This window comes from Acaryochloris thomasi RCC1774 (genome assembly GCF_003231495.1).
Lineage (GTDB): Bacteria > Cyanobacteriota > Cyanobacteriia > Thermosynechococcales > Thermosynechococcaceae > RCC1774.
On record NZ_PQWO01000016.1, the window covers coordinates 77,494 to 102,218 of the forward strand.

At 49.5% G+C, this 24,725-nt stretch carries 32 protein-coding genes and 1 pseudogene; 20 read left to right on the forward strand and 13 right to left on the reverse strand.

All coding sequences use genetic code 11. The annotated features are described in order from the left end of the window. The first annotated feature begins 16 nt into the window (after positions 1 to 16). From C1752_RS20800 to C1752_RS20845, 10 genes are all read left to right on the forward strand, one after another. The gene (locus C1752_RS20800) at positions 17 to 1,003 is read left to right on the forward strand and encodes a septal ring lytic transglycosylase RlpA family protein (RefSeq protein WP_110987977.1); all 987 of its coding nucleotides are present in this window, start codon (positions 17 to 19) and stop codon (positions 1,001 to 1,003) included. A 190-nt stretch (positions 1,004 to 1,193) separates the two neighbouring features. Next, on the forward strand, positions 1,194 to 1,532 hold the full coding sequence (locus C1752_RS20805) for a DUF4342 domain-containing protein (protein ID WP_110987978.1): 339 nt from the start codon (positions 1,194 to 1,196) through the stop codon (positions 1,530 to 1,532). Positions 1,533 to 1,554: 22 nt separating this feature from the next. Beyond that, positions 1,555 to 1,995 (forward strand): T3SS (YopN, CesT) and YbjN peptide-binding chaperone 1, encoded by a 441-nt coding sequence (locus C1752_RS20810; protein WP_110987979.1) that lies wholly within the window; start codon positions 1,555 to 1,557, stop codon positions 1,993 to 1,995. A 600-nt stretch (positions 1,996 to 2,595) separates the two neighbouring features. After that, entirely contained in the window at positions 2,596 to 2,868 is a 273-nt protein-coding gene (locus C1752_RS20815) for a hypothetical protein (protein ID WP_110987980.1), read from the forward strand. Between the two features lie 255 nt (positions 2,869 to 3,123). Continuing rightward, complete coding sequence (locus C1752_RS20820) at positions 3,124 to 3,714, forward strand: DUF3177 family protein (RefSeq protein WP_110987981.1); 591 nt, start codon at positions 3,124 to 3,126, stop codon at positions 3,712 to 3,714. Between the two features lie 34 nt (positions 3,715 to 3,748). Further along, positions 3,749 to 4,045 carry a DUF7734 family protein gene (locus tag C1752_RS20825; protein WP_110987982.1) on the forward strand — a complete coding sequence of 99 codons (297 nt, stop codon included), beginning with the start codon at positions 3,749 to 3,751 and terminating at the stop codon, positions 4,043 to 4,045. Positions 4,046 to 4,060: 15 nt separating this feature from the next. Continuing rightward, on the forward strand, positions 4,061 to 4,840 hold the full coding sequence (locus tag C1752_RS20830; protein WP_199464470.1) for a transporter substrate-binding domain-containing protein: 780 nt from the start codon (positions 4,061 to 4,063) through the stop codon (positions 4,838 to 4,840). Positions 4,841 to 4,885: 45 nt separating this feature from the next. Then, on the forward strand, positions 4,886 to 5,443 hold the full coding sequence (locus tag C1752_RS20835; RefSeq protein WP_110987983.1) for a tetratricopeptide repeat protein: 558 nt from the start codon (positions 4,886 to 4,888) through the stop codon (positions 5,441 to 5,443). Positions 5,444 to 5,454: 11 nt separating this feature from the next. Beyond that, a complete protein-coding gene (locus tag C1752_RS20840; protein WP_110987984.1) occupies positions 5,455 to 5,709 on the forward strand; it encodes a CRR7 family NDH-1 assembly protein in 255 nt (84 codons plus the stop codon). Between the two features lie 22 nt (positions 5,710 to 5,731). Further along, positions 5,732 to 7,660, forward strand: coding sequence for a S9 family peptidase (locus C1752_RS20845; RefSeq protein WP_110987985.1), 1,929 nt, complete (start codon positions 5,732 to 5,734; stop codon positions 7,658 to 7,660). 71 nt (positions 7,661 to 7,731) lie between these two features. On the opposite strand, the gene C1752_RS20850 is transcribed toward C1752_RS20845, so the two are convergent. Then, on the reverse strand, positions 7,732 to 8,028 hold the full coding sequence (locus C1752_RS20850; protein WP_110987986.1) for a hypothetical protein: 297 nt from the start codon (positions 8,026 to 8,028) through the stop codon (positions 7,732 to 7,734). Positions 8,029 to 8,222: 194 nt separating this feature from the next. Here C1752_RS20850 and C1752_RS20855 point away from each other — a divergent pair, with 194 nt between their 5' ends. Further along, positions 8,223 to 9,506, forward strand: coding sequence for a pentapeptide repeat-containing protein (locus tag C1752_RS20855; RefSeq protein WP_110987987.1), 1,284 nt, complete (start codon positions 8,223 to 8,225; stop codon positions 9,504 to 9,506). Here the strand turns inward: C1752_RS20855 and C1752_RS20860 are convergent. Then, positions 9,503 to 10,141 (reverse strand): GIY-YIG nuclease family protein, encoded by a 639-nt coding sequence (locus C1752_RS20860; RefSeq protein WP_110987988.1) that lies wholly within the window; start codon positions 10,139 to 10,141, stop codon positions 9,503 to 9,505. The two genes, C1752_RS20855 and C1752_RS20860, sit on opposite strands and share 4 nt — an antisense overlap. 373 nt (positions 10,142 to 10,514) lie before the next feature. Between C1752_RS20860 and C1752_RS20865 the strand changes: the two genes are divergently transcribed. Continuing rightward, positions 10,515 to 10,742 carry a hypothetical protein gene (locus C1752_RS20865; protein WP_146242390.1) on the forward strand — a complete coding sequence of 76 codons (228 nt, stop codon included), beginning with the start codon at positions 10,515 to 10,517 and terminating at the stop codon, positions 10,740 to 10,742. A gap of 20 nt (positions 10,743 to 10,762) precedes the next feature. On the opposite strand, the gene C1752_RS20870 is transcribed toward C1752_RS20865, so the two are convergent. Next, the gene (locus C1752_RS20870; RefSeq protein ID WP_110988010.1) at positions 10,763 to 11,629 is read right to left on the reverse strand and encodes an alpha/beta fold hydrolase; all 867 of its coding nucleotides are present in this window, start codon (positions 11,627 to 11,629) and stop codon (positions 10,763 to 10,765) included. A 126-nt stretch (positions 11,630 to 11,755) separates the two neighbouring features. Here C1752_RS20870 and C1752_RS20875 point away from each other — a divergent pair, with 126 nt between their 5' ends. The 3 genes from C1752_RS20875 to C1752_RS20885 all read left to right on the forward strand — a co-directional run bounded on the left by C1752_RS20875 (position 11,756) and on the right by C1752_RS20885 (position 14,506). Continuing rightward, positions 11,756 to 12,970: an FAD/NAD(P)-binding protein gene (locus C1752_RS20875; protein ID WP_110987990.1), complete on the forward strand. Its 1,215-nt coding sequence runs from the start codon at positions 11,756 to 11,758 to the stop codon at positions 12,968 to 12,970. Positions 12,971 to 13,311: 341 nt separating this feature from the next. Further along, on the forward strand, positions 13,312 to 14,199 hold the full coding sequence (locus tag C1752_RS20880) for a DUF5677 domain-containing protein (protein ID WP_110987991.1): 888 nt from the start codon (positions 13,312 to 13,314) through the stop codon (positions 14,197 to 14,199). A 91-nt stretch (positions 14,200 to 14,290) separates the two neighbouring features. Then, entirely contained in the window at positions 14,291 to 14,506 is a 216-nt protein-coding gene (locus C1752_RS20885; protein WP_110987992.1) for a hypothetical protein, read from the forward strand. Between the two features lie 322 nt (positions 14,507 to 14,828). On the opposite strand, the gene C1752_RS20890 is transcribed toward C1752_RS20885, so the two are convergent. From C1752_RS20890 to C1752_RS29425, 4 genes are all read right to left on the reverse strand, one after another. Then, positions 14,829 to 15,653 carry an HvfC/BufC N-terminal domain-containing protein gene (locus C1752_RS20890; RefSeq protein WP_110987993.1) on the reverse strand — a complete coding sequence of 275 codons (825 nt, stop codon included), beginning with the start codon at positions 15,651 to 15,653 and terminating at the stop codon, positions 14,829 to 14,831. Next, complete coding sequence (gene bufB, locus C1752_RS20895) at positions 15,629 to 16,450, reverse strand: MNIO family bufferin maturase (RefSeq protein WP_110987994.1); 822 nt, start codon at positions 16,448 to 16,450, stop codon at positions 15,629 to 15,631. The genes C1752_RS20890 and bufB overlap by 25 nt, the downstream gene beginning before the upstream one ends. A gap of 77 nt (positions 16,451 to 16,527) precedes the next feature. Continuing rightward, positions 16,528 to 16,842, reverse strand: a complete 315-nt coding sequence (locus C1752_RS20900; protein ID WP_110987995.1) for a BufA1 family periplasmic bufferin-type metallophore — start codon at positions 16,840 to 16,842, stop codon at positions 16,528 to 16,530. 66 nt (positions 16,843 to 16,908) lie between these two features. Then, positions 16,909 to 17,127: a hypothetical protein gene (locus C1752_RS29425; RefSeq protein WP_233501784.1), complete on the reverse strand. Its 219-nt coding sequence runs from the start codon at positions 17,125 to 17,127 to the stop codon at positions 16,909 to 16,911. 361 nt (positions 17,128 to 17,488) lie between these two features. On the opposite strand from C1752_RS29425, the gene C1752_RS29050 reads away from it, so the two are divergent. From C1752_RS29050 to C1752_RS20915, 4 genes are all read left to right on the forward strand, one after another. Continuing rightward, positions 17,489 to 18,118: an AAA family ATPase gene (locus C1752_RS29050; protein WP_199464471.1), complete on the forward strand. Its 630-nt coding sequence runs from the start codon at positions 17,489 to 17,491 to the stop codon at positions 18,116 to 18,118. 72 nt (positions 18,119 to 18,190) lie between these two features. After that, on the forward strand, positions 18,191 to 19,033 hold the full coding sequence (locus C1752_RS29055; RefSeq protein ID WP_233501785.1) for a hypothetical protein: 843 nt from the start codon (positions 18,191 to 18,193) through the stop codon (positions 19,031 to 19,033). Between the two features lie 128 nt (positions 19,034 to 19,161). After that, the gene (locus C1752_RS20910; protein ID WP_110987996.1) at positions 19,162 to 19,452 is read left to right on the forward strand and encodes a type II toxin-antitoxin system RelE/ParE family toxin; all 291 of its coding nucleotides are present in this window, start codon (positions 19,162 to 19,164) and stop codon (positions 19,450 to 19,452) included. Positions 19,453 to 19,461: 9 nt separating this feature from the next. Then, positions 19,462 to 19,767, forward strand: coding sequence for an addiction module antidote protein (locus C1752_RS20915; protein ID WP_110987997.1), 306 nt, complete (start codon positions 19,462 to 19,464; stop codon positions 19,765 to 19,767). A 222-nt stretch (positions 19,768 to 19,989) separates the two neighbouring features. Here the strand turns inward: C1752_RS20915 and C1752_RS20920 are convergent, their stop codons facing one another. The 4 genes from C1752_RS20920 to C1752_RS28545 all read right to left on the reverse strand — a co-directional run bounded on the left by C1752_RS20920 (position 19,990) and on the right by C1752_RS28545 (position 22,751). Beyond that, a complete protein-coding gene (locus tag C1752_RS20920) occupies positions 19,990 to 21,021 on the reverse strand; it encodes a WD40 repeat domain-containing protein (protein WP_110987998.1) in 1,032 nt (343 codons plus the stop codon). Beyond that, positions 21,009 to 21,980, reverse strand: coding sequence for a CobW family GTP-binding protein (locus C1752_RS20925; protein ID WP_110987999.1), 972 nt, complete (start codon positions 21,978 to 21,980; stop codon positions 21,009 to 21,011). The genes C1752_RS20920 and C1752_RS20925 overlap by 13 nt, the downstream gene beginning before the upstream one ends. A 142-nt stretch (positions 21,981 to 22,122) precedes the next feature. Beyond that, a complete protein-coding gene (locus C1752_RS20930) occupies positions 22,123 to 22,518 on the reverse strand; it encodes a Fur family transcriptional regulator (RefSeq protein WP_110988000.1) in 396 nt (131 codons plus the stop codon). Positions 22,519 to 22,604: 86 nt separating this feature from the next. Continuing rightward, positions 22,605 to 22,751 (reverse strand): hypothetical protein, encoded by a 147-nt coding sequence (locus C1752_RS28545; protein ID WP_158535155.1) that lies wholly within the window; start codon positions 22,749 to 22,751, stop codon positions 22,605 to 22,607. On the opposite strand from C1752_RS28545, the pseudogene C1752_RS30540 reads away from it, so the two are divergent. Next, positions 22,732 to 23,547: pseudogene (locus tag C1752_RS30540) on the forward strand (Uma2 family endonuclease). The gene C1752_RS28545 and the pseudogene C1752_RS30540 overlap by 20 nt on opposite strands. 246 nt (positions 23,548 to 23,793) lie before the next feature. On the opposite strand, the gene C1752_RS20940 reads toward C1752_RS30540, so the two are convergent. Together C1752_RS20940 and C1752_RS20945 are read right to left on the reverse strand one after the other, a co-directional pair. Beyond that, on the reverse strand, positions 23,794 to 24,231 hold the full coding sequence (locus C1752_RS20940) for a hypothetical protein (RefSeq protein WP_110988001.1): 438 nt from the start codon (positions 24,229 to 24,231) through the stop codon (positions 23,794 to 23,796). A gap of 285 nt (positions 24,232 to 24,516) precedes the next feature. After that, positions 24,517 to 24,725 (reverse strand): carbohydrate porin (locus tag C1752_RS20945; protein ID WP_146242391.1); only part of this gene is annotated, 209 nt, incomplete at its 5' end.

Below are 24,725 nucleotides of genomic sequence, written 5' to 3' on the forward strand. Positions count from 1 at the left end.
CCTCTATTGCAGAAATATGAAAACTAAACCTATATTGACTGGCCTTGCTTCGGCCCTCGTTGTCTCAGTTGTTTGCGCCCTATCAGTTAGTCAGGCAAGTGAGCAGACTGGCGAAGCATTACAGCCTGAGCAAGGCGAGGCTACGGTTACTCAATCTGAGCCTGAATCTGAGACAACGGTTCCAGAATCGAGTGTAGAGAAAGTCGGAGAAGTTGAAGCTGAAGCCACTGAGGCTTCTCTAACTCAGCTCTACAGTCATGAAATATTAGGTAAGTCAGCGGTTACGCTTTACGTTAAAGATATCCCTGTCGTCACGTTTCTCGGGGACAGTTCAAAAGCAAAGGCTGCGGCAGGAACAAAGGTTGCTGGTGATGCCTCTATTGACGAGACAAAAGATCCGATGTGGCGCGCCACTACAGTCGCTGCCAAGATCAATCAATTTCAGCAGTCTGGGGCTAACGCTGATCTTGTACGCGTAATTTGGGATAAAAAGCAAAAAACCTACGTCATCCGGGTGCAGGATGAGCAACTGCTGGCGATCAATCAAGAGACGATTCTGCCAAAAACCACGAAAGATGTTGCAGAAGATGCGCTCAAAATCACCAACCTCCTACGCAGGCAGCTAGGAGAGGACAAGGCACTGACCGATATTCCTGGTCGTCCGAAGCCTAAGATTGCCAAGGCCGCCAAGAACAAAAATGCTGCTGTACGCTATCAGCTCAGTGGTCAGGCTTCTTGGTACGGCGGTTACTTTCATGGTCGTAAGACGGCTAGTGGTGAGCGATATAATCAAAATGCTTTGACTGCAGCCCACAAGACTCTAAGATTTGGAACTCGCGTACGGGTGACAAACCTTAATAATGGCCGCTCTGTGGTGGTTCGCATCAATGACCGGGGGCCCTTTGTCAGGGGGCGGATTATTGATATGTCTCGAAAAGGGGCACAGGCCATCGGCCTGACAGGAAGCGGCGTTGCTCCCGTCAGAGTCGACGTATTGAAATAAACTCTTTCTCAATATCCATGAGGCGCAAGGCTCCTGACAGCTCAGTCGGGAGCCTTGCTCATAGAAAGTCCATCACTGCGGTTCTGTCACTCAATTAAAATAAGAGAAGCAAAATCTAGAGGCCCAAAGCCAAAGCAGGCTAGATTGAGCAACAGTTGCAACACGTCGTGCACATGGAGCATCTCAGTTAATGAGCGAGTTCGGCAATGATCCAAAGCAGGCAGCCCCGGAACCGGAGGTCGATTCCACGGTGGAGCCAGAGGCCAGTGCTAAAACGAGTATCGAAGAGTTTTTCGTAAATGCGAATACGGTGACGACCCGCGTCAGGGAACTGCTCCGAGAGGGCAACGTTCGCCAGATTGTCATCAAAACTGAGGCGGGACGCCCGTTTTTCAAGATTCCTTTTACTGTGGGCTTTATCGGTGGTACGTTGGGTTTAATGATGTCTCCTCTACTCATAACGTCTGTGGCTGCGCTAGGAGTACTGGCTGGACGCTTAACCCTGGTTGTTGAAAAGAATATAGACTAATCCGCCTCTAGAACTCTGCACTATGGAATTTAAAACACCGGCCCAGCAAGATGGCTTCAAAAAAGTGCGTGGTTGGATGGATGAATTGTTCAGCCAAATCCCGTGGGAAGTACTAGATGAACCGGGTGTGGGTTTGTTTATGGGGTCAGCTTGGGTAGAAGTCCGGCTCTACCCTTGGAATGAAGATTCTGTCATTAATATTCGCTCTACCGTGGTATCTGAGGCCAAATTAGATGCAACGCTGCAGAACTTTTTGCTGAGGGAAAACGCTGAACTGAGATTCGGGGCGTTTTCTCTCAATGAGGCTGGGGACATTCTGTTTGAGCATACGATTGTTGGCTCGACCTGCGATCCTCAAGAGCTAGAGGCATCTGTGATGGCGGTGCTGCAGGCCGCTGATGATTACGATGATCAGATCGTGAGCCGCTGGGGTGGCAAACGCGCATTGGATAAAAGCCCCTAGCTAAAATTACTGTACGCTTTCCTTTGTTTTTGGCGATGGCAACCATTGCTGTCTCGTTGTAATTGCTGCGACTGATTCTTTTCTGTAGGTCTACAAGTCGTCCCTCTCATCAGACAGCCGCAGCAATCCTAGTTGACTGACAAAACTTTCTCACTTGACGGTTGAAACCGCAGCTATACGAAGATGATCTGCCTGCGCGGATTGTCGAAAGCCTTGATATGTATAGTCTGCAGAGGCAGGCTTCGTTCTTGTAAGTGCGAATTTTGTTCGCCAGCTTCTTCAATTACCAGGTATAGCAAGACACCTACTAATTAGGGCAGTTAAATAGCTGCAACCCTTTTATGGCCTAGAAAAGCTGTCCTAAATCGGTTGCGTGCTGTAGCGTTATTTCCCTGAGAAAAGCGCAATAAATATTAAGCGTTTGCCGTGTCGATATTAGCTAACGCTGTGAGTGAACTTAGCTCCACAACGGCACTGAATGCTGTTCATTAACCTATCGAGGTCAGTAAACAGTACAAGCTTCTAAATCCTTAAAACAATGTCAAGAGTCTTCAATCTTGCGGGCGCTGCACTGCATTTTTGTTAAAATTGGTAAACATAATGATAATTTTGCTTGCCACTGCGGCTGGACTCGTACTCTGGTCATTTCAGCTCATGCGATCGGCTCTAAGATTGCGTGAAGCATCGCTGATCTTTGCCGGTACGCTAGTCGCTCTCTCCGCTGTGGGTTTAGTGGCAGTCTACCTGTTGATGGATAGCTGCATGGGTTACTTGTCTGCAGATATGGCACCATCAGAGGCTTCGCCCCCAATTGTTGTGCAGCAGCAAAGCTTAGTTCCTTCCGATCGCTCTTCTGAATTCCGCATTCTGTAGGACGAAGCAAGTTCCGTAGTCAGCACACTGACGTGTTTTAGGTTCACGAATAACGAATTTTAATCAGTGAGTTTTTGGTGGTTGAAATTTAGGGCACTCTTAAGAGTGGAGTGAGGTTTGAAGCGTGCCTTGCCTGCTTTGCTGTCTGTGGAGTGATTAACTCGATGGTCGGTGAGGGGAGTTTAATCAGCTTGAGTTCCCTTAGGGGCGTATTCTGGTAGACGTATAGAATTTTGAAGCCATACTTAGTCAAACATGACCATTGAATTGTTGAGATCGCTAGCTTGGACCGACTACCGGCTCTCTCTCTTGTTTGTAGTCTTAGCGCCACTGGGTTTACTGATTTGGTCGATTACTAAGAAGGCCAAGCCCATCACCAATCTGCTCGTGATCTACTGGCGAGTTGCCAGTCTACTTCTGATTGCGGTGTACCTAATGATGGCAGAATTACCGTTTAGCTTTATTGTGCGATTCTGCGGCTTGTTGCTAGTGCTGATCAGTCTTTGGTTCTGGGCAGACCTAAACGAAGAGATTGAAGATCAGCGGGGTGAGCTGAAGCTGGCTTTTGGCGCTTGGCGCTGGGCCATGACTTTTTACTGTGGAATAGCCGCCATTGGTCAACTGCCGTTTCTGAAATGTGCGTTGTCGAAAGAAGCTATTTCTGATTCGATGTGCCAAGTCTGGCTCCAGGCTCCTTGGGGTTACAAAGCGCTCTTGCATGGAGGTACCAATGCGGGGAAACTGGGTTTTATTGCCATGATTGCGCTGGTGCTGTACGGCCTCTACTTTATTTATTTTCTGCTGTTCCGTTTGGCTAAGCAGGGACGTTCTGCGACTGGCTTCTAGTTCTGCTCGTGCTTAATGGAGAGTCCCTAGCGATATGCAAAGTCCTGGATATCGACTGGAGCAATATACCTTACAGCATCTTCAGGAGGTGCTACTGGTGCAGGTTGAAAGTGAAGGTCAGAGGGATGAGGTTGTCATTTTTAAGGGTTACTCTAGTTCTTTGACTAGTCCGACGAACTTTGATCCAGATATGCCGGTGCTACCAGAACAGGCCAGAATTTTGACGGTTGATCGCTTAATGGGGCCTTACAATCCGGCTGAGCCTCAGTATCTACAGCGGGGCTTGTCATGGCCGGAGATGCAGGCTGTTTTAGCTGCAGAGGGACTCTAACGGAGGCATCAAATGATGCGGCTATTCAGAACTTTTGTGCCTTTCTATGTTCTCGCGTTGATGCTAGCGGTTGATGCGGTACAGGCGGCAGAGTGGTCTGAGATTCTACGTCGCGGGCACTTGGTGGTGGCGGTCAAGGACAATCTTAGACCGCTGGGGTTCCGTGATCGGCAAGGTCGGCTCCAGGGGTTTGAAATTGATTTAGCCCGACAGTTGGCCCAAGATTTGCTGGGGGATTCAACGGCGGTAGTGCTGAAGCCTGTTTTGAACCAGGATCGGCTCACGGCTGTCATTGAAGGAGAGGTAGATGTTGCGATCGCAAACATAACCCGCACCGACAACCGTAGGCGGATCGCCAACTTCAGCTTGCCCTACCACACCAGCTCCACCCAACTGATCACTCAAGCCTCACAAATCCGCGAAGCCAAAGATCTGCAGACGATTGCAGTTCTGCAGCATTCCCATAATATTGCAGTCCTCAAATCCGCATTCCCCAACACGAATCTGATTGGTGTCCGTACTTACCAAGACGCCATAACCCACCTAGAAACGCAAAAAGCTGATGCCTTTGCGGGTGATCAAGCCGTTCTTACTGGCTGGCAGCAAAAAAACTCAGCCTATCGAATCATCGGGCAACCCCTAGCTCGTCAGCCTTTGGCAGTCGCGCTGCCGAAGGGCCTGCAGTACAACTCGCTGCTAGACAAGATTAATCAGTCATTAGATCAGCTCAACCAGTCAGGATGGCTAGAGCAACGCCGACAGCATTGGGGACTAGAACAGCACCGCAAACTTTGAACAGTTTGATAGGCTGAAGACAGCGTCGTTTATGAAATCCTGTTAATGCAAGCTCTAAAAAGTCTGCCTTTAGCCACAATTTATTTGGCACTCTTGCTCGGCCTTCTCCTCTTTGCCGTGATCATGATTGGTCGCCAAGTGATGCAAACCCGCAAAACCGAATCCACGATCGCACGCCTGCAGACAAAGATTCGCGAAGGCTCAGGCAGTGTCGAAGAATATTTTGAGCTGGGCAGCATTTACCTGATGAAAAAACTGCCCGGTCAAGCGGTGGGACAGTTTCAGAAAGCCATCAAGCTGATCGAAGCAGACGAAGAGATTCCGCCCGAGAGTGCGCCGATCTATAACGCTCTGGGTTTTGCCTTCTTCAATCAAGATCAGTTTGATATGGCGATTCGTCAATATAAAGAAGCCCTCGAGCGTCAGCCGACCTATGTGACAGCGCTCAACAACTTGGGGCATGTCTACGAGAAGAAGAATTTGACCTCGCAGGCGCTGGAAACCTACGAGAAGAGTTTAGAGCAAGACCCTAAAAATTCCACCGCCAATCGCCGCATCAAGGTACTCAAGCGTCGGCTTGTCCCCACAAGTCCCACTAGCTAAGGCAACTCACCATGCCTGATCAATTAATGTACAGCGAGGATATGTACGTCGTGATTGAGACGGGACAACCCGAACAATTTTTGACGGCGGCAGAAATGCTCTCTCGACTGGAATCACTCCTGCAGCAATACCCTGAACAAGCAGCAGACCTGCAGCATCTGCCAACATTGACCGCCCAGGCACAGCATTTGCTAAATACAGGCTGTGAGCTGGATCTTGGCGACGAACAGTATCTGCAGTGGTATGCCGTCCGTCTTGAAAAATAACCTTCTTTGGCGTCACTGAACTATGGCTAATTCTGTCGTTGCCCCCTACGGCTCTTGGAAGTCGCCGATCACCTCTGAGCTGATCGTCGCCGGCAGCATTGGTCTAGGTGATTTAGCCATTGATGGCGACAATCTCTACTGGACAGAACTACGCCCCACTGAAAAAGGACGCTCTGTTCTGGTTCAACAAACAGCAAGGGGCAAAAGCGATGTGACTCCTGCTCCCTGGAACGTTCGCTCGCGCGTCCATGAATACGGCGGTGGAGCTTTTCTTGTCGATCAGGGCACCGTTTACTTCACAAACAATAGTGACCAGCGACTGTACCGCCAACGAGAGGGGCAATCCCCGGAATCTCTGACGCCAGAGACCACTCATGATCGCTACACCAATCCCATCATTGATCACCATCAAGACCGCATCCTCTGCATCCGCGAAGACCATCAGGCAGAAGTCACCAATACTTTAGTCAGCGTTGACTTAAAGACGGATAGCGAAAAGCCCGTCCAGACTTTGGCGCAGGGCCATGACTTCTATGCCTCTCCCTGCCTTAGCCCCGACGGCACTCAGCTTGCTTGGCTCACCTGGGATAACCCCAATCTCCCCTGGGATGGCACGGATCTCTGGCTGGCTACGTTCGAGGCGGATGGCACTCTCTCACAGCCACAGCACATTGCGGGTGGCACAGATGAATCAATCTTTCAGCCTCAGTGGTCCCCTGACGGACAGCTTTATTTCATCTCTGATCGCACTGGCTGGTGGAACCTTTATCGCTGGCAAGAGAGTAAAGCCCATCCTCTCTGTCCGATGTCGGCGGAGTTCGGCCTCCCTCAATGGGTGTTTGGCATGTCAACCTACGGCTTCATTGCTGCCGAGCAGATTCTTTGTTCCTACAATCTTCAGGGACAGTGGCATCTAGGACGCCTGGATGTCAGCAACGGCCAGATGCAAGAAGTTGAGACGGACTACACCAATATTTCGGGCCTGAAGGTCGGGCCAGCCTTCGCCACATTTAAAGGCAGCTCTCCTACAACGGCAACAGAAATTGTGCAGCTCGATCTGAAAACGGATCAGCAATCGGTTGTCTGTAGCGCCAGTCAACTCGATCTTGACCCGGCCTATCTCTCTGAGCCAGAGCTGCTGGAATTCCCAACAGAGGGGGGCCTGACGGCCTATGGATTTTATTACCCCCCTAAAAATAAGGATTTTCAAGGCTCCACGACGGAAAAGCCGCCTTTGATTGTGAAGAGCCACGGGGGGCCAACGGCGGCAACGTCAAGTAGCTTGAGCTTAAAAATTCAGTACTGGACCAGTCGCGGTTTTGCTGTTCTAGACGTGAACTATGGCGGCAGTACGGGCTATGGCCGCGCCTATCAGCATCGCCTGCGTGATCAGTGGGGGATTGTAGATGTCGATGACTGCGTGAACGGTGCCCAGTATTTAGCGAAGCAAGACCTTGTGGATTGCGATCGCATGGCGATCACCGGCAGCAGTGCAGGCGGCTACACAACATTAGCGGCTCTCACGTTTCGGGATGTGTTTAAGGCCGGGGCTAGCTACTACGGCATCGGCGATCTAGAAGCGCTTGCTAAAGACACCCATAAGTTTGAAGCTCGCTATCTCGACCGACTAATTGGCCCCTATCCCGAGCGTCAGGATCTATATCAAGAGCGCTCCCCCATCCACCACGTCGAGCAGCTATCCTGTCCCGTGATTTTTTTGCAGGGACTTGAAGACAAAGTGGTGCCGCCGAATCAGGCTGAGGCAATGGTCAATGCCTTGAAAGAGAAAGGGATTCCGGTGGCCTACGTCACCTTCCCTGAAGAACAACATGGTTTTCGGCAAGCTAAGAATATCAAGCGGGCCCTAGATAGTGAGCTGTACTTTTATTCGCAGGTTTTTAGATTTGCGATCGCAGACACCGTTGAAGCGGTCCCCATTGAGAACCTTTAGCATCCAATGGGGAACCGAATATCCGCGTATATAACCGTCAGTTTTATACGTTATTGGCTAATGTTTATACGCTATTGGCTGATAGGTTCACCATCTAATAGCTCTAGCTGTCCTGACTCTCTCAGACAAGCCAAACGCCAGGTTTGAGACGTTACCTTACCCGGAAGATAGCCTGCAATGGTCAGATGAGTGGGCTGTCCACCCGAATTGGTCTTGACCAGCAGCTCTCCATTGCTCTGGCTCATGATCACCGCCTCAATTTCAAACTCACCCTCCTGCTCCCAAGGCATCGCTTCACCAGGCTCGACCTCTTGAGGATTACTGCGGCGCACCGCACGATTATCGTTAGCAGGATTGGAAACAGACATGACAAACACCCTAGGGGAGATAAAACGACAGCTATTATTAGGCTATCACCTTAGAAATGCCTGAAGATGTATTCCTTACATCTTCTCCCTCAGATCACCGAAGCCTTTCTGGCCAACTGTGGCCCCCCTTCCCCAGAAAGGACATGAGTGGGACACTACGGTTATCTTCGCTTTCTTTGTCTCCCCTAGAATGCATGCCCCTTCCACCTGAGTCATCCCTCCCCGAGCCTGAAGAGACTTCCGGCCCATTAAAGGAGCAGGCGTCGTTCAACCGCCGCAGATCTGCCTCTGACCGGTCATCCATTTCTCAACAGCCAAAGCCGCTTAGATTTTGGGCCGAGACCTCATCCGCGATTGACGTCAATCTCCAAAATCTCACGCCTCAGCAGCTTAGCTTGCTGACTGTGATTACAGTTGTTCTGATCTTTTTGGGTCTCTTTCTCCAGAGTGCGTTGATCGGTCTGCCTGCCGCCGCTATTGCTCTATTCCTTTCACTGCGGATGGTTTGGGCACCCCTACAGCAGATTTTTCGAACCTCATTTCCTAACCCTTACCGCCAGTGGGCGATCGCAACCGCCGTCGGAGTAGTTGCCCTGCTCGGCATCGCCTACTTCACGGGTCTCATTGGTCTGATTTTGTCTCTCGGGCGACGCATCAACTGGGAAGCCTTTGGAGCCTTGGCAGAGGCATTCGGGGCGGTTGGACAGATCTTGGTGGCTTTTTTAGCGTTGTTCGTGGCTTGGCGTCAGTACATCATCTCGAAGGAGCTGACGAGCCAGCAGAACCGGATTACCCAGCAGCAGACCATTGACGCCTATTTTCAGGGAATTTCTGACCTCGTTCTTGATGAAGATGGCTTACTAGAAGACTGGCCTTCTGAACGTGCGATCGCAGAGGGTCGCACCGCCGCCATTTTAGGGGGACTCAGTGCAGAGGGCAGAGCCAAAATCCTTCGATTTCTCTCCAGTGCCAAATTATTGACCCCGCTCAAACGCGATCGTCGTTTAGGTCGAGCAATTTTTGATGGCTTAGGTGGTTATGAAGAAGATATTGAATATGGCGTACGGGTGATTGACCTCGGCAGCATGTTGGCCCATTCAGACTTAGCGGCGACGGATCTCCAGCAGACTGAGCTGAGTGACGCTAACCTCATTGGGGCTGATCTACAGGGATGTGATCTCAGCCGCGCTAATCTTTCTCGCTGCATTCTCTATGGCGCAAATTTAAAGCACGCTGATTTTAGTCGGACAAAGCTTTATCACGGGACAGCAGAGACGGCTACACCCCGCGATCGCATCAACGCCCCGAACTACGTTAAGGGCACCCAAACCGGAGCGATCATCGAAAATGTCGACCTCACCCAGGCTCGGAATCTCTCACCCGAGCAGCGCTACTATTGCTGCGCTTGGGGCGGCTCCAAAACACGCGCTACCGTTCCCGGCGGCTGTGAAGGCATTCCGAACAAGCTCGAAGATTAGTGCGTCTCTTTAGTTTGGCCGTCAATCAAAGCACTCCAATCGTCAGCCTCTACCGCAGACTTCAAATTCTCTGCCTTTGAAGCCGCTTCTTTCTCTTTTTCCTTTAGCAGCGTTTCATCCGCCATTGCCGTTCGCAGCTTCAGCTTTTTCGCTTCATGGGCTTCGCGCTCTGCAGCCGACATCACCGCCGCCGCACTAGCACCCACCGTGGCCGACCAAGTCCCATCCCCTTCATTTCCTGGGGGTACTGACCCATTCTCTGAGATCCAGGCATCGCGCAGCGCCTCCATTTCAGACCGCTTAGGAAACTGAAACGCCTGCACCCGGACAAAGGCACAGACTTGGGGACCGTTATCCGTGATGTGGCCTCTCAGTGCAAGCCCCACATTACGAGAATAGCCAACATACTGGGCTTGCTGCTGCTGATTGAACACGGCATAAACGCCCGCAATTTTCCGGTCTTCTGCCGTTGTTAGCCAAGATTCAAGGTCTAGGATTTCATTACTCTGGGAGACTGCAGGCGTTTGTTGCGAGACGCCATGTTCATCACCGGAACTGTAAAGGAAGTCGTGCAGTCCTTGATGATTCTCCGGTACATTTTGATGCTCAAGAGTGGGCTTGGGCGTCTTTTCCATTACAGAACTCTCCTGACCGGGTAAATAAAAGAATGCTTTGCAATCAGCGACAGCAAAAGCTGTCCCTCAACCATCATAGATGTAGGACGGCGGCTGTACGACCGAGCATTAAACTCAATAACTTTCATTCGGGTGTATCTAGCGATGAATATCATCTCGAAGGAATGGAACCGGCCAATCAAAAACTGGCGAACAGCGCTCTCAATTTTGCGATCCTGTCCCCAAAACGCTTTGCCCTGTCGATAAAAAGCGCTTACACAAAAATCAGGTCACGCTCGGGTGGCCCTGGCAAAACACTCGGCCAACCTCTGCTTGTTTCTACTTTTTTGAGTAGGCTAGACTTAGTTTACTTAGCTATCGATAGGTGACAGGAATGGTACATCAGAAAAACGTGCTCACGACCTTAGGATGTTCAAGCTCTCTGCTCTTGGCCTTAGCTGTAACCCAGCCCGCGACAGCAGTCCCCAGCGTTGAAAACGTTATGCAAGCTGACCAGGGTGTCCCTACACTTGTTGCTGAACAAAAAGGTACCCTTGACGATCTGTTGGGCTGTACTTGCCCTACCTGCTCTGCATCAACACCCATTGAGACTGTTCTTTAAAGCTGCAGTAGCCCCTGTATTTACCCCTGCAATATGGGGAGAATGAGGTTTGCGATCGCATCTCCAAATTCTTCAGCCATTCCCAAGCTGCCCTGCGAACGAACGGACTGGATGTTAGCAAGCTTCGCCATCGCCTCCATTTCTGCCAGTGATGCCGGTGGAGCCTGTTCTGCGATCACCACCATCACCGGCACCGATGGCTTTTCGATTGCGGCTAGAAACTCCGCTCTTTGAGACACCGGATCTAAGCTACCCGTGACAAAGGCAGCGGGCGCATATCGCGCCCCAGACTGTTGCGTCCCTTCATACCGCTGCGCGATAAAGTCCGGCGTTAACGCGGTTTCATTGACGAACACATGCCGACGATACATCCACTTTAGAAACCCAGGTCGCGTATTGAGGCCATACAGTGCGGAGCCGATCAAAGGCGTTCTCACCAGGTCTCGCACGCCGTTGCGAACAGACTCGGACGCACCCATCACCGCTAACGGTCCCCGCCAAGTGGGGGCGACTAAGACAATCCGTGACCAAGACTCCAGTGCCAAGGCATAGCCTGCGGCATGTCCCGCCGCGACCACCGCCACGTCTTCGGTAAACGTGTCTCGCACAAAGTCCTGCAAGAACTGACGGAACAGCGCCGGTTGATAGTCGAGCTTCAGGCGATCGGACTCGCCAAAACCCGGCCAGTCTAGGAGCGTGACCTGAAAATGAGACGCCAGCGCCTGGGCTAGGGTTGTTAGCTCTGCCCGCGTGGAGACCGTGCTAAAGGACGGTAAGAGCAGGACCGATGGACCGGAACCGAGGACTTCGGTGGCAATATTGATGGCTTGTCCCTGCCATTGCCAGGCATAGGTAGAGAGGGTGCCCTGGGGATCTGTCGTTAGCATTAAACCCTCCATTTTGGCTCAACACATATAGCTAAACGCATCTTCATTATCCGACAAACGAGGGAGCTTATCTTTTATGCAATGATAATCGTTATCATTGTATAAGGTCCGTCTTAGGGAGGGTGTGTGAAGAGCCAGATAGATATTGCCGTGATCGGGGCCGGACCCCAAGCGCTGACGTTAGTGACCCATCTGCTGCAGAAGAAGCAGGCTCTACGCGATCGCATCCAAGTCTTTGATCCCAGCGGCACCTGGATGGCGCAGTGGCAACAGCAGTTTGCGGCGCAGGAGATTCCCTATTTGCGATCGCCTGGTGTGCATCACCCCGATCCTAAACACACCCTATTCAACTTTGCTGAACGCCGCCAGGATGAGCTGCATCTGCCCTACAATCGGCCCGGTACAGCACTGTTTCAAGATTTCTGTGAAACTGTCATTGATCGCTGGCAACTGCGCGATCGAGTGACCGCAGCCCAGGTGATGAAGTTAACGCCGTTGCCGTCCCGATTTCAGCTTCAGTTGAGTAACGGCGAACAAATTGAAGCGCGGCGGGTCGTTTTAGCGACGGGCGGCGGCAAAGCACAGGTGCCTGCCTGGGTTGCCCAGGTTAATCTCCATCCTCCAGAACGGCTGTGTCACGCCCAAGATGTTTGCCTGCCAGAATTACCGGACCTGACGGGTGAAACGGTTTTGATTGTCGGTAGTGGGCAGTCCAGCGCTCATTTAGCGGTGGGGGCTGTTGGGCGAGGCGCGAGGGTATTGCTGATGGCCCGTCGGACCCTGACGGAAAAGCTATTTGATGCGGAACCGGGTTGGTTGGGGCCGAAGTATCTGAAGGGTTTCCAGGCAGAGCAAGACTGGCAAGTGCGCTGGCAGATGATTCAAGCGGCCCGGAACGGCGGGTCAATTGCGCCGGAGCTGCTGCATCGACTGCGGCGATATTCACGTTCTGGGCAAGTCACCTTTTATGAGCGCTGTCATGTATCTAATGCGACCTGGCAAGGAGAAGCATGGCAGGTGCAGTGTAGTTTGCCGACTGTGCATGATTGTTTAGCACATCAGTCTATTGATCGGATCTGGCTGGCGACGGGAACGCAGACGGATATTACAGCGCATCCCTTAATGGGGGAGATTTTGGAGCGATATCCGAATCAGATTGTCAATGGCCTGCCGGTGTTGGATGAGCACTTGCGCTGGCCCGGTTGTGAGCTATTTTTGATGGGACCGTGGGCGGCGCTGCAGGTGGGGCCGGTGGCGAGGAATTTGCATGGGGGTCGGATGGGTTGCGATCGCATTGTCCCGGCATTAACCAAGGCCAGCGTTGCTCGAACTGTTGCCTAGAGTTTCAAAACTGGTAAATCTAGAACCTGGTGCAGGCAGTATATTTATTGGCTTAAGATACCCAAACTTAGTCTTTTGAATACGGTGAACAACAGGATAATCCCCTCAGGGCCGGAGTCATCTGACTTCTGATTGATAATGCTCTTGTCTCAGAGTTATCAGGTTCTTGGTGGATAATACTCTCCCGGCCAGAGTTATTATGCATCATCCGTATAATTAATAGTTATAGCAGCTAGGGAGATATAGTGAGCATTCCAGGGATCAGGAATGCCTTCATATTAAGGATTCTGGAGATGAAAACATCCTAACCGTCTGCCTCTCTACGATAGATTTTTGAAACCATGAACGAGCAAGCACAGTTACCAGAACCTCCGCAGTTTTCTGACGAGGAAATGCAGAGATGCCGAGAAACTGGCGACTTCATGCCTATGCTTTTTGAGTGGTACAAGTTTGTTGGTCATGTCTGCATATTTTTCGCCCAATTACAGAGAGAGTCACCAACAGTCAGAGAAATTTTACCAATCCACTTTGCTATTCTTACTGGGCTACTAAACCGTTGTGCGAGATTGATGCTGTCAAACATAGCGCTTTCCCATAATGGAAATTTTGGAGAGACAACAGCACTCTTGGACAGGTGTATTTTTGAATCTTGCCTCAAATTAGATTGGCTGTGTCATGAAGGAAATGATGATAGTTTTCAGTGCTATTTGGCGGGTGGACTCAAAACAGAAATAGAGCTTGAAAAAGAAATAAGGGGAAAAATAACTGAGCGAGAAGACAGCGAAGTTCTTCACATTGAAAAGCGTATGCTTTCATCTATTGATCGCTATATCAATGCTGCAGGATTGAGCCGCGAAGAAATTATCGAAGCTAAAAAGCTACCCGATGTTTCTGCAATGCTTCGAGATTTAGGCCATGAAAGGTTAATGTACGTAGTTGCACAACGGCTGGGTTCACATCATGTACATGGAACCTGGCCAAGCCTTTTACTACATTACCTTGAGGTTGATGATGATGGTGGTTTCACTCTCAGAGATCATGATTGTCATACACATCCAAATCAATTTGTAATGACCCCGCTTCAGGTTTTGGGGGCGATTACATCATTTATTGTTTTTGTAATCGAGGCCGAAGATGCAGAAGGCATTGTGAGCTTGTTAGATTCTATTCAAGAAGAAATTCTGAACATCAATGGCGAAATGATTGGGAGCGACTTTCAGCGTTCATAACAGTTCTAACGCTTGTGGATAAATTGATACTGATCTCTGAATTACGGGCATAATAGCCTGATACAACACTTGTTAAATATAGGTTTAAACAATGCCTCAAGTAAAAAGATTTGATATTAAGGGTGAGAACGGAATCGATGAAAGTGCCTCTGTCGGCATACATGAGTTAATTGTGAAAGTGGATGGTCAGCCTTTTTCAGAAAAAAGTTCAGCAAAGGCAAGCCTTACTTGGTACAACAGCAAAAATGAACTTCAGGGATACAAAGTTGTCCCTTTTTTGGATGGATATGCTTTGTACAAACCGTAAAGTAGAGTAGTGCCACCTACATTCCGCAGGTTAGTGAATTCTTGTAAACCTTTTCCAGTAAAGGCTTTGAGCCTTAGCTTGAAACTCAAGAATACCTCCCTCAGATCGTTGAGATACAGGTGGCCGATTAACCTGTATTGCTTCTCTAATCTGGCTTCTAGAGAGTCTGTGATCTGTTTTTTCAGGTGATGCAACCTGGATTGATGGAACAGAGTCGATTTTTGACAGGCCCTGTAACCTTTATCTAGTATGGCTTCTAGAAAAGCGTACTACCTGCGGAATGTAGGGTGCCAAGGCGTTCTGTGATAGCAAAACCACTTCTCTAGCCCATACCATTTTCATTCTCGTCCAAGCTGAGGGTAAATCCTGTCACCCATCCTCGCTGAACCCACAGCGGAAGCAGTGCTGTGACGGCTATGTCTGCGGTGCGGTCCTCAAGCTGGGCGCAAATCTCTCCAAACTGAGCACCGGAAGCAAAGGCTTGTAATAGCTGCCATTCAGCGGCATTGGGTAAGTCAATCCGGGTTTCATACTGGTCTCGCCAGAGAAATAGATTGACCTCACCCTCGCTTAGATCGACAGTTTCGGTACTGGATGCATCGGCTTGATTGACCTGCCAAATTCGGTGTATAGGGTACGGTGAGGTCAGTAAAATGCTACTGGCTGGGAGCTGAAACACTAAATCAGGCCAACGGCCGGGGGGCACTTTACTCAAGGCTGCTAGATCTAAAAGGGGTTGGTCTTTACTGTTGAAGATACGGTGCCAATTCCACTCTAAATGGGCCACATCCGGCAGATAGGGGAGCGAGGCAGCCGGTTCAAACTGGGCTAGAAAGTCAGAGAGCTGTTCCCCATAGTCCCCTAAATCGGGTGATTGCGATGGATACCGACGGATATATTGACGAGCCATAGTGGTGAAAAACTGGGTTCCCACCAACCGACCGCACACAGGATAAATATCTTCTAGAGCACGACTGAGTTTGCCAACAACGCTGCCTTGATAGGCCGACAGACCTCGTTCAAAGGAGAGATGTTCAGTGCTACGCATCTGGGGTTTGAGCTGCTGGATGCTGTCGGAGTCTTTAGTTGCGATCGCACTATAAAACAACCGCTGTAGCTCTCTCAGTTCTGGGGGTGGTGTTGACATAGATAGGTATCAGCCTGCTGTGCTTCGGCCATCAAAACATCAAAGCTAGGAATATCCGTATCCCACTCAATCAGCGTCGGCACCGGACCAAACCGCTGGAGTGCCTGTTGATAAAGCGCCCAGACTCTAGGCTGTACCGGGTAGCCGTGGGTATCGAATAAAAAGTGGTCCTGCTCTTCGTAACCGGCCAGATGAATCTCCTTGACGCGATCGGTGGGAATGGCTTCCAGATAGTCCAACGGGTCAAAGGCGTGATTCGCGGCATTGACGTAGACATTATTGATATCCAAGAGCAGATCGCAATCAGCCTCAGCCACGAGAGCGGCAATAAACTGCCATTCGGCCAAGCTGTTGTGGCGAAACTGAAGGTAAGGCGATAAATTTTCAATGAGAATCCGCCGACCAAGGAAGTCCTGCACCTGCGAAATCCGATCTGCAACGTAATGGAGGACCGATTCAGTGTAGGGCAACGGAGCCAAGTCGTTGAAGTAATGACCATTGACCGAAACCCAGGCCAAGTGATCGGAAATATAGACGGGTTCAATCCGATCAGCAAGCCGCTTGAGCTGGGTCAGGTAGTCAATGTTGAGGGGATCTGCAGACCCCAGCGACAGACTAACGCCGTGCAGCGTGAGCGGATACCGTTCCCGGACTTGTTCTAGATGATAAAGGGGCAAACCACCCCCCAAATAGTTGTCGGAGAGGGCTTCTAGCCAGGGTACGGCGGGTTGATGAGCGAGGATGTGGGCGTAATGTTGCGATCGCAACCCAATCCCAGCTCCCTGAATCTCAGGCATTGAACGATAGATACTCCAAAATGTCAGGGTGTCTGCTGTCAACAAACAGGCACCCAAAATACATGAGATAGATAGGTTTAATCCTCTTCCTTTTCTGCTTCCGCCTCTTCAGCAGGCGGTGCGGCCTCTTTCAACGTTGAGCCAACAATTTTTTCGCAGGTTCCAGCAGGCACATAAATCCATTCTTCTGGGTCATTGTCGACTGTCGCTTTACCAGAGCAGTCATGCTTGCTCGTGCCACAGTCGTTGAGACCGGTCTTGACGATTCCGGCGCATTTTTCAAATCCAGCCTTACCGGCAACTGCATCATCAGATTGATTTGCAAGTATTCCGAGGGCAAGCACACTCGATAAAGCGGTGGTCACGGCGACGGCTTTGGTTGTTGTGTTCATAATGGTGGATAGACTCCAAGGGATTTACTGTGTTGAGCTAGGCAACCCAATCATGGGAAGTCGCTCTCATTGATAATACGAATAACTATGACGATTGGATGTGGAAACGTGAATCTCTTTGAGATGCGTCAGCTTGTCCTTGGCGTCTGTCAGCGCTTTGGCTGCTGATAGCAACTGGGGGGCAAGTGGCGAGAAACTTGCGTGGGGGGGCGGATGGCGTGCGATGGCCGTTAGCGAAGCCCTTCCTCTAAAGGCAGGCCGGAGACCACTGCATTGTTCCGGCATTAGCGAAAACTGGTATTGCCCACACAGTCACATAAGGTTTTATGCCTGGTAAATTTAATATCTGATGCAGGCAGTTCATCGCGTAGGACTTTTCAATCTTGAGATTCCCAAACTTGGTTTTCTAAACATGGTGAACTCCAGGATAATATCCTCAGGGTCGGATTTATCCGGTTTTTGGCGAAAATATCTCTAATGCCGGAGTTATCAGCTGCCATCGGTCTAATTATAGTTAGACCTCTATGCTATCTGTGGAGAGCGCAGAGGTAAACGTTATATGAAATCAATGATTCAACAGGTAATTATGGGTAGCCTAAGGCAGAAGGATTGAAATCTTGTATAGTCTAGACACCAAAGCAATAACATGTCGATTTCTCAACAACGATTACATAAGCTAGAGATAATCAAGCTAAAGAATGTTAGAGACGTTTGTATTTCATTTGAAAACAAAAATATAACTGGCATTCTTGGTCCAAACGGTTATGGAAAGTCGACTATTCTTCATGCGCTTGCCTGTTGTTTCCAGCCACCAAATCAAGGACAAGAAGACTATAAATTCAGTGATTTTTTTCTGCCAAGCCCTGATGCATTATGGGCAGGTAGTGAACTAAGATTAGTTCATACTTATCGTCAATCCTCTCAACTGCACGAAGGTGTGGAGCAAGTCTACGGAAAGAGCAGCGATCGGTGGAAACCAATATATAAAAGAAGGCCAACAAGGAATGTACATTATTTTGGTGTGGACAGTTGTGTCCCACTCATCGAATCAGAAAAACGAAATGTAAAAATCAATTACTCAACCGAGAACTTAAGTGAAGATATTATTACTACAATCTTAGAGAAAGCCTCGTATTGTCTTAATCGGAAATATACAGCTTATAATATTCATAAGCATGGCAAAGGGAGAAGGTTTATTGGCGTTGAAGCTAATGGAATTAGATACTCTGCACTAAGCATGAGTGCTGGAGAACAGAAAATGTTCTTGTTGCTATAAAAAGTTTTTAGAGCCTCTAAAAACAGTCTTATTCTTATAGATGAATTTGACCTGCTTTTGCATGATTCAGCAATGAAAAACCTTATAAAGATTATATCTGAAAGAGCAGCACGTTATAATCTGCAAGTTGTATTTACAACGCATAGAGAATCAATTATTGAGCTGTCGGATTTAATTAATATAAGACATATTTTTGGAACGTCAGAAAAAACTCTTTGCTTTGATGAGACAAAACCCGATGCGATAAATCGTTTAACAGGGACTCAACCTAGATTGATTGAGATTTTCGTTGAAGATGATCTGGCTATGGCGATTACAAAAAAGGTGGCAGGTCAACTGCGTATTTCCAAGCATGTTTCTGTACAAAGGTTCGGTGCTGCTATAAATTGTTTTACAGTTCTATCTGGATTACGTCTACGTGGTGAAAATTGCGACAATAGTATTTTTGTGTTGGATGGAGATGTCTATAGAACTCAAGAAGAACAAAAAATACGGATAGAGGCTGTTTTAACTGGAAATGATGAACGGTCAAAATTACTTCGAGAATCTAGTCTTGCGAAAATAAAATGCTTAAACCTTCCAGAAAACACCGAGCCTGAAAAATATATTCATAGTATTATTACCGGGCTAGAAGAGACTGACGATAACGAACATAATGAAATAATTGAAGTTGCTAAGCAAATTGCGGCTGTTGATGACAGTCATAAGTTTGTAGATGATATAATACGCAGGCTTGACTGGAATCGAGATGTCGGATTATCAAAAATAATCGATCTGATTAGCTCTACTCAAGAATGGGCTAATTATGTTTCTAGCGTAAATGATTGGTTGATTTCAAAAAGAGAATTGGTGCAAGAGACTACTTCCCAAGAAGTCTCTTGCATTGCGTCGCAGCGAATGGAAGGGAGATCTTGATGTTGAGTTTGGTCTATCTGCCGCCGCTGAACTCAGCCGTTAGACGTAAGTTCTCCCAAGTTCAAATATCCTAAACTCATCAAGGCTAGTTGCTTGCCCTGCCGTATCCCACAGGATACGATTAGGCTATGCTTGAAATCCGCGAAACCCAAGTTTATGCTTGTTGGTTCAGCAGCTTACGAGATAGGCGGGCCAAAGCACGCATCGATACTCGAATTCGTCGCTTATCTCTGGGAAATCCAGGTGATGTTAAGCCAGTTGGAGCAGGTGTCTCTGAACTTCGTATTGACTATGGGCCAGGTTACAGAATTTATTTCATTCAGCGCGGATCAGCCGTGATTGTCTTGCTTGCCGGTGGAGACAAACGGACCCAAACCCAAGACATCAAACAAGCGCTTGAATTAGCTGAAGATTTATAGGAGGATGACGTGCCTAAAACTAAAACTCAGCCTTGGGACGCAGCAAATCACTTAGAAACTAAAGAGGACATAGCAGCATATCTCGAAGCGGCGCTTGAAGATGGAGATCCTGCCTTGATTACTGCCGCCCTTGGAGATGTTGCTCGTTCTAAAGGAATGACACAGATCTCGCGTGATACTGGCCTTGGTCGTGAAAGTCTCTATAAAGCGTTATCTGTCGAAGGTAATCCAGAATTTGCAACGATTCTCAAGGTTTTTCAAGCTTTAGGCCTTCAGTTACAGGTGAAGACAGTTGAAAGTGAAAGCTTTGTCTAACAACGCCATGCAAGCAACGCTCGATTCAAGCTATCAGTTGTATTTTTTCACACTTCTGCTTGCGCCCCTGAAGAATCACCGTTGAGATGAAGCGGTAGCCAGAAGCTGCCCCGTCAGGTTGGGTTGACGCAGGAAATTCAATACCGTAGGAATAATTGAAGCCTTGTGATCCAAGAAGCGAGGATCCGTGAAGCATAATCCATTCAATTCTCTTAGAAGTCGTTAGCGAAATCCTTGACCGCGTGAGCTTTGAGTCCAGAGCTGCCATTCTCCCTGTTGACCGCCCATTGCTAACGTCTGGCCGTCAGGACTCCAGGCCAGCGCCGACCCGCTGACACCCTTCAGTGCTTGTACCAGCTTATGCCCTCCTTTCCATAAACACAGGTAGCCATCGGCAGCAGTAGAGGCAAGCAGGGTTGTGCCCGGTTGAAATGCGATCGCATTCACCGTCTGCGTATGCCCATCTAACAGCTCCGCCTCCCAGCCTTCTCCTTGTCGTTGCCAAGTGATTACACAATCGCCGCTGGCAGCGGACAGCAGCGGTATCGTCTCCGCCCAGGCCAGATGTCGTACTTTTCCCGGAAATCCCGTCATCCGCCAGGGCGTATCCTGATCCCAAGGCCACACTATCAAGGTGCGATCCAGATTCCCCGCAGCTAAATATTGCCCATCCGGTGACCAATCCACACAAACACTGGCAGCCGGAATCTCACGAATCGCCGGATCATCATCCCAGTCTTGCCAAATCTTCACCCCCTGGTGTCCTCCCACCGCTAGCCAATCCCGCTGAGGATGCCAAGCCAAATCCAACACCGAAGAGCTTTCAAAGGCCAGGGTTGTGAGTACGCTTTGGGTCTCAACCTCCCATACTTGAGCATAGCGCCCCAAGTTAAAGGCCAGCTCCAGCCGTCGCGGATGCCAGGTGAGCTGATCGACCCAAGTTCGGGGATTCTCTAGAGTGGTCAGCAATGCTGGGGACTCCTGGGTCATCTCCCAGACACACAGGCGACCCTCTTGACCGCCTGCTGCTAAAAAACGACCATCATGGGAGTAAGCCAAGGCATCGACCGATTGCCCCGTGCTGCTCTGTAGACAATAGGTTTGCTGTGTCCCCCGATGGAGACACTGAATCGCTCCTGACCCATCGCAGGCGGCGACCTGCTGGCTGTCGGGGGACCAGGCAATCGCCGTTACATAGTCATCGAGAGTCCCACGCCATTTGAGATTGAGCTGGGGCTGCTTTAAGCGAGGCAAGCTTGGAACTCCTTGCTTAACTGAGCTTCATCAAGGTTGCGACCAATGAACACCAGCTCATTTTTGCGGGTCTCGTTGGCCTTCCAGGGGCGATCGGCGCGGCCATCAAAGAGCATATGGACACCTTGAAAGACAAACCGCTCGTCTTCTCCGGCAATGTTCAAAATGCCCTTCATCCGAAAGATATCTGGCCCTTGGGTCTGCAGCAGATTACCTAGCCAGCCATTCAGGCGCTCTCCATCAATCTCTCCTGATTCAGTCAGGGCCACGGAACCCACTGTTTGATCATGCTCGTGGGCATCTTCACCCAAAAATTCAGGATCAATCTCTAGGGCACGACTGAGGTCAAAAGCGCTTACCCCCAGGATGGACTCCATCTCGACGGCGGCATCCTCGGTTCGATAAATCTTTGCGATCGCATTCATTACCCGAATCCTGCTTTCTAGATCAGCCAAGTCTGTCTCGCTGACCAGATCGGTTTTATTGAGCAGAATTACATCGGCAAAGGCGATCTGCTCCTGGGCCTCATCTGCCTCCCAGTGCTGATGAATATGCTTGGCATCCACCACCGTCACCACCGCATCGAGACTGAGCTGCGTCTGCATGTCTTCATCGACAAAGAAGGTCTGAATCACCGGAGCCGGATCAGCCAACCCAGTCGTCTCAATCACCATATGGTCAAACTGATCTCGACGCCGCATCAGGTTGCCAATAATGCGAATCAGATCCCCCCGCACAGTGCAGCAAATGCATCCATTATTCATTTCAAAGATTTCTTCATCGGCATCAATCACCAGTTGATTATCAATGCCCACCTCACCAAACTCATTGACGATCACCGCCACCTTCTTGCCATGCTCATGGGTGAGGATGCGGTTGAGCAGTGTGGTCTTCCCGGCTCCGAGATAGCCTGTCAGCACCGTTACAGGAATGGTCTCTAATGTTGCAGCATTAACCATGCAGTTACCCTATCAAGTTGTCCCTATAGAATGATAATCGTTATCATTCTATAGGTCTAAAGAGTTAGAGTCCAGGTATTTTGACGATAACTTTCAGGCCAGCTTGGTCCAGTAATAGTGCAGGGGTTCAATTGCCCTATTCTCAGGTTGCAGCATTAACCTGAGTACAGTTCTGGCACAGGCCAAAAAATTCCAGCGTATGATAAAAAACTTGAAACTGTTGGGTTTGGGCGAGCTGTTGCTCTAGGTCGTGTACAGGGCATTCCTGTAAAGGCAAAGAACGACCACAGTTAACGCAGGTAAAATGATGCCGGTGCGCAGAGGCAATGCTGTAGATGTATTCACCATTAGCGAGAGGCCGCGCCTGGACTTTGCCGATAAGCTGCAGAGCTTTAAGGGCACGGTATACCGTTGCTAAGCCGACCTGTTGCTGCTGTTGTTTCAAGGCTTGATGCAAAGACTGGGCAGACAGCTCTTCTGCAGAGGAAAACAAGACTTCCAGAATTCGCCGTTGATTGGCAGTTAGTTTTTCTTTCATTCTTTATGCTTCCTGCGGTTCCCTGAGAGCAGTGGATGTTGGCGACAAAGTCATGATAGCGATCTGTGGGATAGGTTGCGATCGCATCAACAGCTCAAATCAATGCGATCAATAATTCCTCCGAGGTGATTAAAGTGCAGCAGCTCAGAGTCAGAGAACCCTGCCTTTTGACCTTCCGCTAGACTAGGATTAATCTTTCCACCCCATTGTCCTATGGCTCCTGTCGATGCCATCACCTCTACCTCTAACCCTGAAGTCTTACCGACTCCAGTAGAGGCAACACGTCCTGAAGATTACAGCGCCCCTCCCACAGATCTTTACAGCGACGAACCGTCCTTGGAAACCGACTTTCACCGCGACCAAGTTGACTTGCTGATTCGTCTGTTGAAATACTGGTGGCAAGAGCGCAATGACTTTTATATCTCTGGAAATCTCACCGTCTACTACAGCGCCAGTCAAACCAAAAAGCGAGATTTTCGTGGACCCGATGTATTTGTGGTGCTGGGGGCTGAAAAGAAAAACCGTCGCAGTTGGACCATTTGGGAAGAAGGGGGTCAATACCCCAACCTAGTGATCGAGCTACTATCAGATTCCACTGCTGCCGTAGATAAGGGCACCAAGAAAGATTTATATGAAAAAATCTGGCGCTTGCCAGAGTATTACTGCTTCCATCCTGAGACGTTGGAATTTACTGGGTTTCGGTTAATGAATGGCGAATATGAAGCCATTTAAGCTGACGATAGTGGCAGGCTAGAGAGTCAGCAATTGGGTCTAGCTTTAGGAATTCACGAACGACAACTGCGCTGGTTTACCGCAATAGGTGAACTGATTCCGTTACCTGAAGAGATTGAACGACAGCAGAAAGAGCAAGAGCGACAGCAGAAAGAGCAGGCCGAACAACGAGAGCAGCAAGAACGTCAAGCTAAGGCGCAGGCCGAACAGAGAGAACAGCAGGAACGCCAAGCTCGACAACGCCTAGAGGCATATCTTAGATCGCAGGGCATTGACCCAGAGCATTTACCAGAATAGGGGTATTGCACGCTGCACAGCAGACCCTCTTTTTATCGCGGGATTGTTTGCCGCAGCTTGGCCCAATCCATTATTTCGTCACTTCAATGACAAGAGACGACCAGTTGCCAAGGAGCCTCTATAACTCAACTTTCAGAGCCGTCATCGGTCTTACTCTTGTAGGGCATTTGGCAAAGTGTTGGATGTCTGCGTTGAGATTGCCTCTACGCAAAAAGGCAATTGAGTTGAATATACTGCCGCTAGGATCTAGGAGAGCCAACCCCAGTGATGGCTGCTCTGGGAATTGAGTAAGGTACGCGAGGCTTGCTGGTTAGACGGCTCTTCTTCAGTCTCTTGAAGAATCTGCAGTAGCTCTGCAGAGTTAGGTGCAGCTAAGACCTGATCGGTGAGGGATGTCATATGCTGGCCCACAATATCGTAAACCAGCTGCATATCGTTGACGCCCACCAGTTGGGTTTGCATCGCGCCAAAGCCTGTACGTAGAATCTGAGCGTTGGGTGTGGCCGGGAGCCGCTTCAAAAAAGAGGCGAGGGAGTCCCGTACCTCGGCCGGGGTCAATTCTTTCTGGATCTGAGTGGGGGTTGCAGCGGGTTGACTGAGGGCAGGTAGATTTGCCGGTTGTGGGGCTTCATTGACGGGTGAAACCAGAGTCATCACCGACAGGGCATAACATCCAACACACATAGAAAGACTCTCCTACATTGCTTAATAGATAAACTGAGGCTGACAGTATCAATGCCTGCAATCAAGTTGTTTGATCCAGAACCATTTGTACAGTTGACTGAGCAGACAGCTTCTCTGTTCCATCACTCTTGATTTTGCAGTTGCACTGACGGGTCTTTAGGCTCGTTTATCTAAGACTCACGTAGCATAGCGTTCTCGCTAAAGGGTCGCAACCATAAACGGCGATCAAAAAATGCCCTCAGGGAGAGGGCATTAGCAATGATGGGGGATTTCAATGGGAATCTGTTAGAAGGAGAACGTCGTGCGTAGAACCCCTTGAATCAGTGCATTCTGGTCAATGTTGTTGGGGTCAGTAATCACCATGACGGCAGGCGTAATCGTGATGTTGTCATTGACCGGAATACGATAGAACCCCTCAAAGTTAGTCTGATCCGGCTGACCTGGAGCAATGAACGGTTGCCCAGCCGCAAAGGAAAGCATTGAGCCAGGGATCA

What these genes read in the sequence shown, in the direction of transcription:
- C1752_RS20855 (WP_110987987.1), top strand. Translation starts at nt 8,223, where the DNA reads ATGCCCCTTCCACCTGAGTCATCCCTCCCCGAGCCTGAAGAGACTTCC.
- C1752_RS29425 (WP_233501784.1), bottom strand. Translation starts at nt 17,127, where the DNA reads ATGCCGGAACAATGCAGTGGTCTCCGGCCTGCCTTTAGAGGAAGGGCT.
- C1752_RS20925 (WP_110987999.1), bottom strand. Translation starts at nt 21,980, where the DNA reads ATGGTTAATGCTGCAACATTAGAGACCATTCCTGTAACGGTGCTGACA.
- C1752_RS29050 (WP_199464471.1), top strand. Translation starts at nt 17,489, where the DNA reads ATGTCGATTTCTCAACAACGATTACATAAGCTAGAGATAATCAAGCTA.
- C1752_RS20880 (WP_110987991.1), top strand. Translation starts at nt 13,312, where the DNA reads ATGAACGAGCAAGCACAGTTACCAGAACCTCCGCAGTTTTCTGACGAG.
- C1752_RS20940 (WP_110988001.1), bottom strand. Translation starts at nt 24,231, where the DNA reads ATGTGTGTTGGATGTTATGCCCTGTCGGTGATGACTCTGGTTTCACCC.
- C1752_RS29055 (WP_233501785.1), top strand. Translation starts at nt 18,191, where the DNA reads ATGAAAAACCTTATAAAGATTATATCTGAAAGAGCAGCACGTTATAAT.
- C1752_RS20865 (WP_146242390.1), top strand. Translation starts at nt 10,515, where the DNA reads ATGGTACATCAGAAAAACGTGCTCACGACCTTAGGATGTTCAAGCTCT.
- C1752_RS20885 (WP_110987992.1), top strand. Translation starts at nt 14,291, where the DNA reads ATGCCTCAAGTAAAAAGATTTGATATTAAGGGTGAGAACGGAATCGAT.
- bufB (WP_110987994.1), bottom strand. Translation starts at nt 16,450, where the DNA reads ATGCCTGAGATTCAGGGAGCTGGGATTGGGTTGCGATCGCAACATTAC.
- C1752_RS20845 (WP_110987985.1), top strand. Translation starts at nt 5,732, where the DNA reads ATGGCTAATTCTGTCGTTGCCCCCTACGGCTCTTGGAAGTCGCCGATC.
- C1752_RS20830 (WP_199464470.1), top strand. Translation starts at nt 4,061, where the DNA reads ATGCGGCTATTCAGAACTTTTGTGCCTTTCTATGTTCTCGCGTTGATG.
- C1752_RS20900 (WP_110987995.1), bottom strand. Translation starts at nt 16,842, where the DNA reads ATGAACACAACAACCAAAGCCGTCGCCGTGACCACCGCTTTATCGAGT.
- C1752_RS20910 (WP_110987996.1), top strand. Translation starts at nt 19,162, where the DNA reads ATGCTTGAAATCCGCGAAACCCAAGTTTATGCTTGTTGGTTCAGCAGC.
- C1752_RS20820 (WP_110987981.1), top strand. Translation starts at nt 3,124, where the DNA reads ATGACCATTGAATTGTTGAGATCGCTAGCTTGGACCGACTACCGGCTC.
- C1752_RS20835 (WP_110987983.1), top strand. Translation starts at nt 4,886, where the DNA reads ATGCAAGCTCTAAAAAGTCTGCCTTTAGCCACAATTTATTTGGCACTC.
- C1752_RS20810 (WP_110987979.1), top strand. Translation starts at nt 1,555, where the DNA reads ATGGAATTTAAAACACCGGCCCAGCAAGATGGCTTCAAAAAAGTGCGT.
- C1752_RS20825 (WP_110987982.1), top strand. Translation starts at nt 3,749, where the DNA reads ATGCAAAGTCCTGGATATCGACTGGAGCAATATACCTTACAGCATCTT.
- C1752_RS28545 (WP_158535155.1), bottom strand. Translation starts at nt 22,751, where the DNA reads ATGGCATCGACAGGAGCCATAGGACAATGGGGTGGAAAGATTAATCCT.
- C1752_RS20890 (WP_110987993.1), bottom strand. Translation starts at nt 15,653, where the DNA reads ATGTCAACACCACCCCCAGAACTGAGAGAGCTACAGCGGTTGTTTTAT.
- C1752_RS20870 (WP_110988010.1), bottom strand. Translation starts at nt 11,629, where the DNA reads ATGCTAACGACAGATCCCCAGGGCACCCTCTCTACCTATGCCTGGCAA.
- C1752_RS20930 (WP_110988000.1), bottom strand. Translation starts at nt 22,518, where the DNA reads ATGAAAGAAAAACTAACTGCCAATCAACGGCGAATTCTGGAAGTCTTG.
- C1752_RS20815 (WP_110987980.1), top strand. Translation starts at nt 2,596, where the DNA reads ATGATAATTTTGCTTGCCACTGCGGCTGGACTCGTACTCTGGTCATTT.
- C1752_RS20805 (WP_110987978.1), top strand. Translation starts at nt 1,194, where the DNA reads ATGAGCGAGTTCGGCAATGATCCAAAGCAGGCAGCCCCGGAACCGGAG.
- C1752_RS20840 (WP_110987984.1), top strand. Translation starts at nt 5,455, where the DNA reads ATGCCTGATCAATTAATGTACAGCGAGGATATGTACGTCGTGATTGAG.
- C1752_RS20850 (WP_110987986.1), bottom strand. Translation starts at nt 8,028, where the DNA reads ATGTCTGTTTCCAATCCTGCTAACGATAATCGTGCGGTGCGCCGCAGT.
- C1752_RS20800 (WP_110987977.1), top strand. Translation starts at nt 17, where the DNA reads ATGAAAACTAAACCTATATTGACTGGCCTTGCTTCGGCCCTCGTTGTC.
- C1752_RS20860 (WP_110987988.1), bottom strand. Translation starts at nt 10,141, where the DNA reads ATGGAAAAGACGCCCAAGCCCACTCTTGAGCATCAAAATGTACCGGAG.